Raw genomic sequence first — 13,224 nt, 5'->3', positions numbered from 1 at the left:
CTCAAGATGAGATGTCCCATTCGAAAGAAGTAAACCCCCTTGAAGACGACGAGGTAGATAGGGCAGGGGTGGAAGTGCAGTAATGCACGGAGCTGACTGTTACTAATAGGGTGAGGGCTTGACCAAGAAATGAGAAAGGCAGTTATAAAGTGGCTACCAGACTCACGCAGAGGTAAAATGATTCCATTAGGATGTAACATGTATGTAGTTTTGAAGGTACAGAACCTTTCAAAGAGACGTGACTAGTAATAGTCACTTTTCTTCATAAAATAGGGGATTGGTCAAATGGTATGATAGGGGTCTCCAAAACCTTTGGTGGGAGTTCGATTCTCTCATCCCCTGCTCTCTTGATCGCCGGAAGCCTTGATTTTACTGGGTTTCCGGCATTTTCTATTTCGTGGAATTTTCTAACGATGTCACCTATGATGTCAACTAGGAATGATTCCTAGTTTTTAAAAAGATATGACCTGTTTGACTTGTTCTTAATTCATTTCTATTGATTTATTGATAAAATAGTAGAATCATGTGTAGAATATATTATATTCTACTTGAGAAGTGATAATTTCAGCTGACTTACGTTTGCTGCTAAGAAGATTATAACGTAAATGGTCTGATTGCTTGTGGATAGTTCTGTGAATCATATTTGTTTTATAAAAATAATAAATAGGTTATTAACCTTAAAAATTTTGGCTGTGCAGAAAAGAGGGAATCACCCCTCTTTTCGATACCTTGAAACTGCCAGAATCAGACACACAAACACAACTGCAAACAGCACCTCGATTCCCATATCAAGATGTACCTTTCCAAGAAGCTCCGGTGTCAGGGAATGATGCCGGCTTAGAATTTCATTTACCTGTTCATACCAGTACACTGGCAGAAACTTGGCGACTTTCAGAACAGATTTGTCCATTATGTTCATAGGGACGAAGACACCACAGAGAAAGCACATGGAAAGAGAAACAATATTGGCTACGCCGCTTAAAATATTGCTGTTGGGAATAAACATTCCAATCAGGTAAGAGAGTGACAGTGAAACTACTAACATAAGCAATGTATTTGCAATATAATAGCCACAAAGTTCAGAATTCAAAAAGGTATTTCCATACATCAGCACCACTCCCAGGATTCCAAGAAGCCACAGAATGGCACCGATCACTCCCATTGCCAGCAATCCCTGGAGGGACTGACGCCTCACTGAAATAGCAGAGGCTTCCATCCGTTTCTGGATATCTCCCTTTTTGAAGGCCATAAGAATATATCCCATGGTATAGCAAAGAGCTCCCAGAAAAAGATAAGGAATATAACGAAAATAATAAGTGTAAGGAACCAGATCACTGCTTGCAGAATCAGAGGAAATCTTGGTGACCGGTTTATGAACTTCGGTTTTTACTGCCTGAACGGCTTCCTCCTGGGAAAAACCGGCAGCAACATAAGTCCGGATGGTACTGATATAACTGCTGATCTGCTGGTCAACATAATAGGAGCTGTAGGATCCTGGAACCTTGGTGACCTTCAGTGGCTGATTTCCTTGAATGCAAGCCTCGTAAAAGTCATCAGGAATCTGCACAATATACTCCACATTACGGTAAAAGAGATTTTCCTGAAGTACTTCCGGATTATTTTTCATAGGAATTACATTGTGAATCGTGTTAAGATAATCCACAAATCCCTGAGCCAGAACGCCTTGATCTTCCTTTACCACTCCAATATCAATGCTGGTATTTGCATAAAGGCTGTCTTCACTTTTTCCAGCGGCCATCTGCATGACAAGAGCCACAGAAAAGAAAATACCAAGATATATAATGACCAGCGTCACATTCTGTCTTAAAATTTTCATGTAACATTTAAATACTATCATAGCTTTCCCTCCGGATCAGTAAAAATGAAGCAGTCACTAATATTATGCTCATCACTGCAAGAGTGAACAGGTTGCGGTAATAGCGGCTCATATCGTCATACACATTGATGCAGTAAAAAGCATCAGAAATAAGTGCTGCCGGATTGATCCGGTTAATAACAGGCATATTTTTTTCTACCAGATCCTTCATGGTATTGTTCATAAGTCCTGATAAAAAGCTGCAGACCATGGAAAAACCAAGAATAATACCAATCTTTCCCCCTTCTTTCATTTTTCCAAGACTACCTACAAAAATTCCAATAGAAACCCCGATCAGGGATCCGAAAAAAGAAATAAGCAGCATGGATCCGATTTTTCCCTGAAAATCCAGCTTTAAAATATAGCGAAGATAGATCAGCAACACGATCACATCGAAATAGCCAAGCAAAAAAGAAGCAATCTGCTCTGAAAGAATCAGCTTCAGTTTATGCGTTGGAGTAACGCAGCGTCGTGCGGCAAGTGCTGTGAGATTGGCTTGAAGAGTTATGGCAGAGCCAAATCCGATAAAACAGCCATAGAGGCAGGTCATTGCAATCAATGCATAGAAAAACTGTGCACTTCCGTTAATAGTCTGTCCGCCAAGTGAAACTTCAGTAAGTGTTTCCTGTTGATTTAGCATCTGCCGTATTCCGTCCCACAGACCGGATGGATGTGTGCGGACTATAGTGCGGATGGTGCTTTTTCCGGTTTCGTAGCCGGACAAAATGGACTGAAGGATGCTCTGGGGGATTCCGTTGGAAGCTACTGTAAGAGAAGAGGAGCTTCCCACTTGATAGATACCGGAAATTTCTTCATTTTCCAGCTTGGTAAGTGCAGCTGATTCAGATAATTCCTGAGCAGCAATCAGATGATTTCCGTTGTTTTCAATTTGATCCAGAAACATAAGAAACAACGTATCAGCGCCTTCCTCTTTTACGATTCCAACCTGTACAGTCTCGAAATCAGCATCATCAATATTTCCAAAAGCAAAATAGAACATAGTTCCAAGAAGAATTGGAAAAATAAGCGGCCAGAAAGTGGTGGCAAAATTTTTCAGCTTTACAAGAAGATTATATTTGATCAAATGCAGCATGGCAGTCCTCCTTAATCTCGCAGCTGTTTCCCTGTGATTTCTAGGAATACGTCATTTAAAGTAGGTAGCTCAGAGGAAACCTGACCAAAGGAAATATCCTGGCTCTGCAGGTAATTGAGAAGCCGGATCAGGTTGTGGCGGGCACCTGTGCACCGTACAGTGAGAATCTGTTCCTCGTAATGCAGGTCAAAGACGTGGGGAAGAGTCCGGATGTCAGCCAGATTCTCCGAGGTAAGAGGAATGGCCTCAATAGTAATGGTCTCGCCGGTTTTGATCATTTTTTTCAGATCCTCTTTGGTGCCGGAGGCAATCACATGACCGTGATCCATAATTGCGATCCGTGTACAGATCTGCTCCACTTCTTCCATATAATGGGAAGTGTAAATGATGGTGGAACCCTGTTCATTCAGCTTCTGAATGCCTTCCAGGATTTTGTTCCGGCTCTGGGGGTCAACGGCTACCGTTGGCTCATCCATAATGATCAGGCGAGGCTTATGAGCAATTCCGCAAGCAATATTCAGTCGGCGGAGAAGACCGCCTGAGAGCTTCTTTGGACGCATTTTCCGGTAATCGTTAAGATCGGTAAAGGTAATGGCTTCTTCCACCAGTTCTTTTCTTTTCCTCTTATCCGGGACATAAAGCCCACAGAAATAATCAATGTTTTCATAGACAGTCAGTTCGTCAAAAACAGCCACATTCTGCAGCACGATTCCAATCTGCTGTTTTACTTTGTAATTGTCAGGACGCATTTCTTCTCCGAAAATATGAATGCTGCCTTTATCGTATTTGAGAAGAGAAAGCATACAATTGATAGCGGTAGTCTTTCCGGAGCCGTTGGGACCAAGAAGACCAAAAATCTCTCCTTCCGAAATACTCAGGTTCAGGTGATCAAGTGCCACCAGGTCCCCATATCTTTTTACCAGATTTTCTATTTGAACAATGTTTGTGGACACGCTTTTCCTCCTTCGGGTTTTCCCCGTATAGTAGCTGTATCATAAGTTTAGAGCGTGTTTGAAAAAGTCTTTCGGCAAGATGTACGTCACTATTTGTGGGAGATTTTGCCTGAATGAGAGCGCCGTAGCGGGCTACGGCAACTGAATTCGGGCGAAATATACCGCAAAGTGGAGCGTGCAGATTGCAGGAATGCTTTTTCAAACACACTTTAGTATAACGGAATAAGGGAAAATCGCCAAGTGTCAGATGTCACGGCCTTCACATGACAAATGTCATAAAATCACAGTTTGCTTCATTCACAAAAACACTTCGCGGAACATTACTAGTATATCGAAATTTAATATTCGATGTACTAGTAAAACGTAATGTCATAAAGCGCAGAACCTTCTTTACAGCGCAAGGTCAGTTATACTATAATAAGGGAAATGTCTGTAAGGCATATATGTAAAAAAACAGGTTAAATATTTGAAAATTACCGGTTACAGAGTGAACAGCAGTATTTGGAAAAAATGAGAAAGAAGGTGGCAGAGTGGGGCACTTTTGGGACTGTGGATTGCTGGTATTTTATAGCTTTCTGTCACTTTTTTTTCTGCCGCCAGGGGCGGGCTTTCTGATCGCTTTTTTGAGCTGTGTAAGTGTGATCTGTTGTGGATATGCGGTGAGAAAGAAGGCATTGCAGCTAATCCTTTACATTTTGTTCGGATTTCTGGGACTGGCTGTTCCAGAGACCTTTATCTTTTATCCATGTCTTTTTTATCTGCTTTTTCATGAAAAAATGAGGGGGCTGGCAGCAGTAGCAGTGATGTTTTTTCTCTGGAAAATACCTGAAAGCAGGGAAAACATGGGCTTTTTTGCAATGACCGGTGTATTTGGATTTTTACTGGCGTTTTTTATGGAGAGAAATACTGCAAAGAGTCAGATTCTGGAAGAGAAGCTGCGAAGGATCCAGGATGATTCCAAGGAGCGAAACCTGCTTTTGTCTCAGAAAAATAAAGCTTTGCAGGAAAAACAGGATTATGAGATCTATAATGCTACCTTAAAGGAACGAAACCGGATCGCCAGGGAAATCCACGATAATGTGGGACATGTACTTTCACGTTCAATCCTTATGGTAGGGGCTGCAAAGACCATAAATAAAGATCCCGGGATGACCGCCATACTGAAAAATCTGGAGGATTCCCTGAACCATGCTATGAACAGCATCAGAAATAGTGTCCATGACCTTCACGATGAAGCAGTAAATTTAGAAGAAGTGGAAAAGAGCCTGGTTCATGAGTTTACATTTTGTTCGGTGCAGATGGTTTATGATATGACAAGAGAGGTTCCAAGGGAGGTGAAATACTGTTTTATCAGTATTACCAAAGAGGCCTTCGCAAATATTATGAAGCACAGCAACGCCACGAAGGTGCAGCTGATCCTTCGGGAGCATCCGGGACTGTACCAGCTTTGTATAGAGGATAATGGGACAAATACTTTTTATGATCCGGAAAAATCCGGTATTGGAATTGTAAATATGAAAGAAAGGGTAAATGCCCTGGGTGGAACCATACAGATTTTTACGGATAAGGGATTCCGGATTTTTATTACAATACCCAAATGTGGTTGAGGTGGATTCCGATAAAGATACAGTAAAGCGGGCATACAGATTATGAAAAATATTTTTTGAATGTATTCCGGAAATGAAAGAAAAGCAGGAGTAAGAAATGAAAATAATAATTGTAGACGATGACTGCCTGGTGGCGGGTGCTTTGAAAACCATTCTGGAAGTGAATGAGGATGTGGAAGTGTTAGCGACTGGAGCAGACGGAAAAGAGGCCTGTGAGCTTTATGAAAGGTATGAGCCGGATGTGCTCCTTATGGATATTCGAATGGAGAAAATGGACGGTCTGGAAGCATCCCGGAGTATTTTGTCCAGGTATCCAAAGGCAAATATTCTGCTTCTTACCACTTTTTCCGATGACGAATACATAGTAAAAGCCCTGCGTCTTGGTGCAAAGGGATATCTTCTGAAGCAGGATTACGGCAGTATTCTGCCTGCACTTCGGGCGGTTTACTGTGGGCAGACAGTATTTGGGACAGAAATAGTTTCCAGGATTCCAGACCTTTTGCAGGGAGAAAGGAAGTTTGATTATGGAAAATATGACATTAATGAGAGAGAATTTGAGATGATAGAGCTGATCGCAAATGGATACAGCAATAAGGAGATTGCGGCAGAGCTTTTCCTGAGTGAAGGAACCGTGCGGAATTATCTGAGCATGATTCTGGAAAAACTGCAGTTGCGTGACCGTACACAGGTGGCAGTTTTTTATTACCAGCATAAATAGGAGCGACAGAAGATGAACATACAGAAAATTGGAGACCGGACAGCAGAGCTTTTGAATTTATATTATAACAATGAGATAGAGCCTTTTTTGAACTCTTGTCATGAGGATGTTCTTTGGATAGGACCTGCAGACAAGCAGGTGATCCGCGGAAGAAAAAATCTGGTAGATGCTTTTCACGCTGAGAAACACGAACTGAAGTTTTCTCTGAATAATCTGACGGTGCTGCCGCTTGCCACTACAAGCAGTACGGTGGCAGAGATCATGACTTTTATGCTGGTAGATACGATCTGGCCGGACAACAGTGCAAGTCGGGTAAATCAGCGTATGCAGTTTACCTGGGTGGAGCAAAAAGGTGTGCCGAAGATACGTGTGATTTTTATTTCAAATGCAATTCAGTATGATGAGAGGGATGGTATTTATCCGGTACATTATGATGAGAATTATCGTAAGTTTGTCCTTACAGGAGAGACCAGATCAGAGCGGATTTACGTGAAAGGAATTGATAAGTCCATTCTTTATCTGAATTGGTCGCGTGTGATCTATGTGGAAAGTCTCGGCAATCATACGGTGATCCATACTCTGGATCAGGAGTTTGAGTCTACAGAAAGCCTGAAAACTCTGGAAAAACGTTATGGGAACCTGTTTCTGAAGTGCCACGAGAGTTACATGGTAAACCCGGCACATGTCCATTCTATCCGCAGATTTAAAATGACTGTAACAGGAGGACGGGAACTTCCAGTTCCGGAAAAAAAGTATACGGCAGTAAAAAAGACGCTGCAAAAAATAATTGTAGCCCGTTAGAGCGTATCTGAAAAAGGCTTTCTGCAAGATGTGCGTCACAATTTGTGGGAAATTTTGCCAGGATGAGGGCGCCGTAGCGGGCTACGGCAACCGAATTCGGACGAAATATATCGCAAAGTGGGGCGTGCAGATCGCGGGAATGCTTTTCCAACATGCTCTGTGGAAAACGTTACAAAAGTACCAAAAATGTAAAAAAACACACACGTCATAAAAGAAGTATGCTATAATGGGAGCACTTAACCGATTACGGTATAAGGAATTGCCAATTAAATGAGGAGAACCAAGTATGAGTGATTATGTGATCATAACAGATACATCTGCAGATATTCCGGCAGACATTTTAGATAAGGGTCAGATTCATCTGATTCCTATGGTATACCAGTTAAACGGAGAGGGGTGTCCGCACAGGAATCCGGGAAACTGGGACAGCAGGGATTTTTATGACAAGCTTCGTGCAGGTGGAACCGGAAGTACTTCCCAGATTTCCCCGGCTACATATACCGATTGTTTTGAACCGTTTCTGAAAGAGGGCAAGGATATTCTTTATATTTCCCTTTCTGGAGGACTGACTTCTACATGGCAGAGCTCTCGCATTGCAGCTGCTGATCTAATGGAAGCGTACCCGGAGCGTAAGATTTCCTGCGTGGATTCTCTTGCCGCGACAGGAGGACAGGGAATCCTGGTGATCCTGGCAGCAGAAAATCAGAATAAGGGAATGTCCCTGGAGGAGAATACTTCATGGCTAGAGGAGAATCGCCTCTACATCTGCCATTGGTTTACAGTAGATGATCTTGATTTTCTGAAACGCGGCGGACGTATTTCCCCCACAATCGCCTGGATCGGCGGTAAGCTGAAGATTAAACCGATTCTTCGTATTGTGGAGGATGGAACTCTGGCAATCCCGGAGAAGGTACGTGGCTCCAAGGCTGCTATGAATACGATCGTTTCCAAGTATATCAGCTCCGGATTAAATGAGGAGCATCCTTATGTATTTATCTGTCACGGTGATGCTGCTGAGCAGGCTGAGAAAGAGAAGGCTGCTATCCTGGAAGCTGTACCACAGGCTCAGGTTATTATTATGCCAATGAGCCCGATTATTGGAATTCATACTGGTCCTGGAGTACAGGCGGTTATTTATTTTGGAAATAACAGATAACGAAAGCCTTTTTTCAGACACGCTCCAGGATAGCAAAAATTCAGAAATCATTGAGCGTTCCAAATGTATATCCCATTTCTTTCCATTTGGTCAGCAGTTCATCCAGAATCTGTCCATTTGTGGAAGAAGTATTGTGCAGCAGGACAATTGCCCCTGGGTGGATTCGTGTGAGAAGCTTATCGAAGGCTTCCTCTCTGGTTGGCTGTTTATCCTGATACCAGTCCACGTAGGCAAGACTCCAGAAGAAGGTTTTATACCCCAGTTCCTTTGCCATGGACAGATTTGCTGTACTGTAAATTCCCTGAGGCGGCCGGTAGAATTTCGTCATGGATTCTCCGGTCGTTTCTTTATATAGATTTTCCACGCCCTCCAGCTGTTTCCTGAAATCATTCAGAGAAGAAATCCCGGACATATCCGGGTGAGAGAGGGTATGATTTCCTACAATATGTCCTTCCTGAACCATTTCTTTTATCAGATCTCCATTATCTCTTATGAAATTTCCAACAACGAAAAAAGTTGCTTTTACATTGTGTTTTTTCAATGCATTAAGAAGCAGCGGTGTATTGCCATTTTCATAGCCACAGTCAAAAGTAAGATAGAGTATTTTCTCCTGGGTATCCTTTGCAAAGTAGGCGTTATAGGAAGCAAGATCTTGGATGGAAGCATTTCCTACAGGACGTTTTCCTTCTTCCTGGAAACTGAGTCCCCAGCTTGCGCAGTCTGATGAAGTAGCGACTGCTTCCGGGGGCGAAAAATGTTGGACGATCACCCGGGCGGCAGAACCAGCCAGAAAGGATAGGGCGAAGAGAAGAGGAACGCCGGCGTAGTGGAGAAAGTCTTTGATCGCAGGGCGATTTTTCGAGCAAAAAGAGGAAATATGCGAAGAGAATTTTTCCTTCAGTGCTGGAAAAGAAAAAATGGGAAATTTCATGAAGAGAAAACCTCACGGGTATTTTTTTACAGATATATGAGAAAATAAAAGCTTTATGCCAGAGCGTGTTTGAAAAATCATGCGAATAAGGGCAAGGCAGCTGCCTGAAAATGAAAGGAAAATTCAGGCATTAATTAAGCCACCAGCATCGACGTTTACTGGTGGCTTAAATCTGATCCATATCCAATGGAATGTACCTCTCTTTCCGAATATATTATGCGTTTAAAACAATTGGAATTAAGGCTTACGTTCTTGGTGGACTGTACCTCGCTTTTCTTAAAGTGTTAAAAATTAAGATGTTTCGTTATGCTTCTGGTGGTCCGTACCTCTCTTTCTTAGATTATAAGTAATGAACTTATGTTTTCGGTGGTCTCACTCCTTTTTGTTTTTATTTTTAAGTTCCTTTTGTTTTATGAACTTACTATAACAGATTACTTCCAGTTTGTCAATGAATAATTTGAAAAAATATTATTTTATATAAAATAAAAAGTTTATATATGCGAAAATAATTGAAAATTCAGACAATATTTCCGCGTATAATGTGGTATGATGAAACTATAAAGAATATGGCTTTTCAACGTGATAAAGTGCTGGGAAGCTGTATGACAGAAGATGAGGAGGAAGCGAAGATGTTAAATGCAATTCTTGATGAATTGAAACTGAATGCCCTTGTGATCACAGATCCGTATAACATGCGACATGTAAGCGGTTTTCGTGGCGGCGAGGGCGCTTTATATATTTCAGCAGCCCAGAAGGTGCTGATCACAGATTCCCGTTATACGGAGCAGGCCGGTAAGGAGAGCGATTTCACAGTAATCGAAGAGTGCCGTGGGCATAACCGTCAGACGATTCTGAAGGAGTGCATGGAGAAGGAGAATGTAAGTGGCGATTTCCATATGGGATATGAGGATCAGTCCATGCTTTGCTGTGATTTTGATAAGCTCAGAAAGGAACTGCCGGTTCAGACATGGATACCTCTTGGCAGCAGAATCGATGATCTTCGCCAGGTTAAGACTGAGGAAGAACTGGAGTATCTGGCAAGAGCCGAAGAAATCGGGGACAAAGCATTTGCAGAATTTTTGAAAATCGTGAAACCAGGAATGACAGAGCTGGAAGCTGCGGCAGAACTGGAATACCTGATGAAAAAAGAGGGAGCAGAGGATTTAAGCTTTAACACGATCATCGCTTCCGGTCTGAATTCTTCCATGCCTCACGCAATTCCAGGATATAAGAAGCTGGAGGAAGGGGATTTTGTTACCTGTGATTTTGGCTGTAAATACAAGGGATACTGCTCCGATATGACACGTACCTTTGTCCTCGGAAAAGCAAGCGATAAACAGAAAGAAATTTACAATGTTGTATTAAAAGCACAGCTGGCCGGTCTTGCAGCAGTAAAGGCTGGTGTAAGCGGAGCGAGTGTGGATAAGGTTGCGAGAGATATTATTACAGAGGCTGGTTATGGTGACTGTTTTGGTCACGGACTTGGTCACAGTGTAGGTCTTTTCATCCATGAAAGTCCGCGCCTCTCTCCCTCTGACGATACCATTCTGAAAGCCAATATGATCGAGACAGTTGAACCTGGTATTTATGTACCTGGTTTCGGAGGGGTTCGTATTGAGGATATGGTAGTGGTAACGGAAGACGGCTGCCGCAATCTGGCACATTCTCCTAAGGAACTGATTGAGGTTCCTGTTGAGAAATAAAGAGCTGATTTATATATAGTGAATAGATAGTAATGTTGCCGACAGGCGAAATGTCTGTTTTGTGAAAGAAAATTATCTGCCCGAGTGGCATCTTAGTTTCTTTTATGATTAAAATGTTAATATTGTTATTGAAATATGGAAAGGAATAAGAAAATGCTGAAACAATTATCGATTTTTGCGGAAAATATCAAAGGAAAAATGCAGCGGGTGACTGGAATCCTCCTGGAGGAGGATATTAATATCCTTGGTTCTGTTACCAATGACAGTGCTGAATATGGAATTATACGTATGGTTGTTTCCAAACCTGAGCAGGCGTTAGAAGCGCTGACAAAGGCTGGTTTTATCTGTAAGCTTAGTGATGTTCTTGGAATCGAGGTAAAGGATGAGGTTGGTAATCTGAACAAACTGCTTCTCAGTCTCCAGGAGAGCAACATCAATATTGATTATCTGTATCTGTCTTTCAACCGTGCTACCGGACTTCCGATCATGGTTCTACACGTACCGGATATCAGTGAGGTGGAGGCATGTCTGAGAAATAAGGGATTTAATTCCATTTCTGAGGTTCATTGAGCACTTCAGGCAGAAACAGAATCTGAAATCCTGCATAGAACTCTGAATAGTTGGAAAAACTACCGTTATCAATCTTTAGGAGGTAAGGAAATGTTACGGTATTTGCCTATTCGGAAGATTCACGCAAGACAAATTCTGGATTCCAGAGGTAATCCTACTGTGGAGGTAGAAGTGACAGTTGGAGAAGGCGTTATTGGAATCAATGGATATACAGGCCGTGCAGCAGTTCCATCCGGCGCGTCCACAGGAAAATTCGAAGCACTGGAGCTAAGAGACGGCGATAAAGGAAATTATAAAGGTCTTAGTGTACAAAAAGCAGTGGATAATGTAAACACGAAAATCTCGGAGGCAATTCTGGGAGAAAATGCACTGGATCAGACCTATATTGATTCTCTTCTGATCCAGACAGATGGTACGGACAATAAAAGCAATCTTGGGGCGAATGCCACTCTTGGTGTTTCTATGGCGGTGGCGAGGGCAGCCGCTATGGCACTTCGGATTCCGCTTTATCAGTATATCGGAGGCTGTCATGCGAACAGGATGCCAGTACCAATGATGAATATTTTGAATGGCGGGCGGCATGCGGACAATACAGTGGATCTTCAGGAGTTTATGATCATGCCAGTTGGGGCTTCCTGTTTTTCAGAGGGAATCCGCATGTGTGTGGAGATTTATCAGTCACTGAGGATTCTTTTAAAAAAGAAAAATCTGTCTACAGCAGTGGGCGATGAGGGTGGTTTTGCACCGGATCTGAAGGATTCCAGGGAGATTCTGGAATTGATCCTTGAGGCTGTGAAGAACGCCGGATATGAGCCGGGAAAAGATATTGGCATTGCCATTGATGCGGCAGCCAGTGAATTATATGACGGAGAAAAAGATGGTTACTATTTTCCTGGGGAGAGTAAGATGACTGGAAAAGAAGTAATCCGGGATTCTAATGAAATGATCCGTTATTACGAAAATCTGTTGGATGAATTTCCTGTTGTTTCTATCGAGGACGGACTGCAGGAGGATGACTGGGAGGGCTGGAAAGCTATGACGGAGCGGCTTGGAAGCCGTGTACAGCTGGTTGGGGATGACCTTTTTGTGACAAATATCAAACGGCTGTCCTGTGGAATAAAGCTTGGAACAGCAAATGCAATCCTGATCAAGGTAAATCAGATCGGAACCCTGACAGAGTCTCTGGAGGCAGTAGAACTGGCTGCACGGGCGGGTTATCGCTCTGTTATTTCCCACCGCTCCGGTGAAACGGAGGATTCCTTTATTGCAGATCTTGCAGTGGCAACTGGTGCGGGGCAGATCAAGACTGGTGCACCATGTCGTTCAGATAGAAATGCCAAGTATAATCAGCTTCTGAGAATCCATGAGCAGCTTGGCAGACTGTCGATGTATGAGAATCCGTTTGCCTGACCCTGAAAAAAACGATAGCGTAATTTGTCCAAATTCAAGATAAAAAGGAGTTGAAATCAAATGCTGGCTATGGTACAATATCTCCTAGTTGATTAGGAGGTGTAACCACGTGCAGATTTTAAGAACGATTTTAACAATTCTTTTTGTTATAGATTGTATTGCCCTTACCGTAGTAGTCCTTATGCAGGAAGGTAAGTCACAGGGTCTTGGTGCGATCGCCGGAGCTGCAGACACATACTGGGGTAAGAACAAAGGACGTTCCATGGAGGGCGGTCTTGTTAAGGCAACTACAGTTATGGGAGTTTTGTTCTTTGTACTGGCAGTTGTATTGAACCTGAATTTCTAAGAATAAACTGGGAAACACTCTTGTTGATCTGATCGCAAGAGTGTTTTTTATGTAAGCGGA

Annotated in this window: 14 protein-coding genes, 1 tRNA gene, 1 rRNA gene and 2 pseudogenes; 12 read left to right on the top strand and 6 right to left on the bottom strand. The window is 42.6% G+C overall.

Annotated elements, in window-relative coordinates:
• Together I2D69_RS03610 and I2D69_RS03605 are read left to right on the top strand one after the other, a co-directional pair.
• Window positions 1-126, top strand: a 23S ribosomal RNA gene (locus I2D69_RS03610); the annotation flags it as partial.
• Between the two features lie 145 nt (window positions 127-271).
• A tRNA-Trp gene (locus I2D69_RS03605) sits at window positions 272-342 on the top strand.
• A 367-nt stretch (window positions 343-709) separates the two neighbouring features.
• Here the strand turns inward: I2D69_RS03605 and I2D69_RS03600 are convergent.
• From I2D69_RS03600 to I2D69_RS20750, 4 genes and pseudogenes are all read right to left on the bottom strand, one after another.
• A complete protein-coding gene (locus I2D69_RS03600) occupies window positions 710-1,858 on the bottom strand; it encodes an ABC transporter permease (RefSeq protein ID WP_173719540.1) in 1,149 nt (382 codons plus the stop codon).
• Complete coding sequence (locus I2D69_RS03595; RefSeq protein ID WP_173716370.1) at window positions 1,845-2,969, bottom strand: ABC transporter permease; 1,125 nt, start codon at window positions 2,967-2,969, stop codon at window positions 1,845-1,847. Before I2D69_RS03595 ends, I2D69_RS03600 begins: the two co-directional genes overlap by 14 nt.
• Before the next feature lie 11 nt (window positions 2,970-2,980).
• Complete coding sequence (locus tag I2D69_RS03590) at window positions 2,981-3,922, bottom strand: ABC transporter ATP-binding protein (RefSeq protein ID WP_330589390.1); 942 nt, start codon at window positions 3,920-3,922, stop codon at window positions 2,981-2,983.
• A pseudogene (locus I2D69_RS20750) lies at window positions 3,858-4,064 on the bottom strand (DUF6783 domain-containing protein); the annotation flags it as partial. The gene I2D69_RS03590 and the pseudogene I2D69_RS20750, both read right to left, overlap by 65 nt.
• Between I2D69_RS20750 and I2D69_RS20745 the strand changes: the two are divergent.
• The 4 genes and pseudogenes from I2D69_RS20745 (at window position 4,002) to I2D69_RS03575 (ending at window position 7,048) form a co-directional block, all read left to right on the top strand.
• Window positions 4,002-4,148: pseudogene (locus I2D69_RS20745) on the top strand (DUF6783 domain-containing protein). The pseudogenes I2D69_RS20750 and I2D69_RS20745 sit on opposite strands and share 63 nt — an antisense overlap.
• A gap of 304 nt (window positions 4,149-4,452) precedes the next feature.
• Window positions 4,453-5,529 (top strand): histidine kinase, encoded by a 1,077-nt coding sequence (locus I2D69_RS03585; protein WP_195379412.1) that lies wholly within the window; start codon window positions 4,453-4,455, stop codon window positions 5,527-5,529.
• Window positions 5,530-5,626: 97 nt separating this feature from the next.
• A complete protein-coding gene (locus tag I2D69_RS03580; protein WP_173719541.1) occupies window positions 5,627-6,247 on the top strand; it encodes a response regulator transcription factor in 621 nt (206 codons plus the stop codon).
• Window positions 6,248-6,259: 12 nt separating this feature from the next.
• The gene (locus I2D69_RS03575; RefSeq protein ID WP_173769377.1) at window positions 6,260-7,048 is read left to right on the top strand and encodes a LytTR family DNA-binding domain-containing protein; all 789 of its coding nucleotides are present in this window, start codon (window positions 6,260-6,262) and stop codon (window positions 7,046-7,048) included.
• Here I2D69_RS03575 and I2D69_RS20740 read toward each other — a convergent pair.
• Entirely contained in the window at window positions 6,951-7,157 is a 207-nt protein-coding gene (locus I2D69_RS20740; protein ID WP_308768488.1) for a DUF6783 domain-containing protein, read from the bottom strand. The genes I2D69_RS03575 and I2D69_RS20740 overlap by 98 nt on opposite strands.
• On the opposite strand from I2D69_RS20740, the gene I2D69_RS20735 reads away from it, so the two are divergent.
• Both I2D69_RS20735 and I2D69_RS03570 read left to right on the top strand, forming a co-directional pair.
• Window positions 7,077-7,259 (top strand): DUF6783 domain-containing protein, encoded by a 183-nt coding sequence (locus tag I2D69_RS20735; protein WP_308768487.1) that lies wholly within the window; start codon window positions 7,077-7,079, stop codon window positions 7,257-7,259. The genes I2D69_RS20740 and I2D69_RS20735 overlap by 81 nt on opposite strands.
• A 75-nt stretch (window positions 7,260-7,334) precedes the next feature.
• Entirely contained in the window at window positions 7,335-8,204 is an 870-nt protein-coding gene (locus tag I2D69_RS03570; protein WP_195379411.1) for a DegV family protein, read from the top strand.
• A 40-nt stretch (window positions 8,205-8,244) separates the two neighbouring features.
• Here the strand turns inward: I2D69_RS03570 and I2D69_RS03565 are convergent, their stop codons facing one another.
• The gene (locus I2D69_RS03565) at window positions 8,245-9,135 is read right to left on the bottom strand and encodes a polysaccharide deacetylase family protein (RefSeq protein ID WP_195379410.1); all 891 of its coding nucleotides are present in this window, start codon (window positions 9,133-9,135) and stop codon (window positions 8,245-8,247) included.
• A 602-nt stretch (window positions 9,136-9,737) separates the two neighbouring features.
• On the opposite strand from I2D69_RS03565, the gene I2D69_RS03560 reads away from it, so the two are divergent.
• From I2D69_RS03560 to secG, 4 genes are all read left to right on the top strand, one after another.
• Window positions 9,738-10,838, top strand: a complete 1,101-nt coding sequence (locus I2D69_RS03560; protein WP_226815543.1) for an aminopeptidase P family protein — start codon at window positions 9,738-9,740, stop codon at window positions 10,836-10,838.
• A 153-nt stretch (window positions 10,839-10,991) separates the two neighbouring features.
• Window positions 10,992-11,408, top strand: coding sequence for an amino acid-binding protein (locus I2D69_RS03555; protein ID WP_173719544.1), 417 nt, complete (start codon window positions 10,992-10,994; stop codon window positions 11,406-11,408).
• A gap of 90 nt (window positions 11,409-11,498) precedes the next feature.
• On the top strand, window positions 11,499-12,818 hold the full coding sequence (gene eno / locus I2D69_RS03550) for a phosphopyruvate hydratase (RefSeq protein WP_173716366.1): 1,320 nt from the start codon (window positions 11,499-11,501) through the stop codon (window positions 12,816-12,818).
• A gap of 109 nt (window positions 12,819-12,927) precedes the next feature.
• Window positions 12,928-13,164: a preprotein translocase subunit SecG gene (gene secG / locus I2D69_RS03545; protein ID WP_118578738.1), complete on the top strand. Its 237-nt coding sequence runs from the start codon at window positions 12,928-12,930 to the stop codon at window positions 13,162-13,164.
• Window positions 13,165-13,224 lie beyond the last annotated feature (60 nt).

Source organism: Ruminococcus sp. D54t1_190329_F1, from assembly GCF_015551645.1.
GTDB classification, from domain to species: Bacteria; Bacillota; Clostridia; order Lachnospirales; family Lachnospiraceae; genus Blautia_A; species Blautia_A faecis.
This window is presented reverse-complemented; position numbering and strand designations above follow the sequence as displayed.

Bases quoted from the DNA above. Each gene is read 5' to 3' on its own strand.
- I2D69_RS03600 (WP_173719540.1), bottom strand. From the start codon at position 1,858: ATGATAGTATTTAAATGTTACATGAAAATTTTAAGACAGAATGTGACG.
- I2D69_RS03595 (WP_173716370.1), bottom strand. From the start codon at position 2,969: ATGCTGCATTTGATCAAATATAATCTTCTTGTAAAGCTGAAAAATTTT.
- I2D69_RS03580 (WP_173719541.1), top strand. From the start codon at position 5,627: ATGAAAATAATAATTGTAGACGATGACTGCCTGGTGGCGGGTGCTTTG.
- I2D69_RS03575 (WP_173769377.1), top strand. From the start codon at position 6,260: ATGAACATACAGAAAATTGGAGACCGGACAGCAGAGCTTTTGAATTTA.
- I2D69_RS20735 (WP_308768487.1), top strand. From the start codon at position 7,077: ATGTGCGTCACAATTTGTGGGAAATTTTGCCAGGATGAGGGCGCCGTA.
- I2D69_RS03570 (WP_195379411.1), top strand. From the start codon at position 7,335: ATGAGTGATTATGTGATCATAACAGATACATCTGCAGATATTCCGGCA.
- I2D69_RS03565 (WP_195379410.1), bottom strand. From the start codon at position 9,135: ATGAAATTTCCCATTTTTTCTTTTCCAGCACTGAAGGAAAAATTCTCT.
- I2D69_RS03560 (WP_226815543.1), top strand. From the start codon at position 9,738: ATGACAGAAGATGAGGAGGAAGCGAAGATGTTAAATGCAATTCTTGAT.
- I2D69_RS03555 (WP_173719544.1), top strand. From the start codon at position 10,992: ATGCTGAAACAATTATCGATTTTTGCGGAAAATATCAAAGGAAAAATG.
- eno (WP_173716366.1), top strand. From the start codon at position 11,499: ATGTTACGGTATTTGCCTATTCGGAAGATTCACGCAAGACAAATTCTG.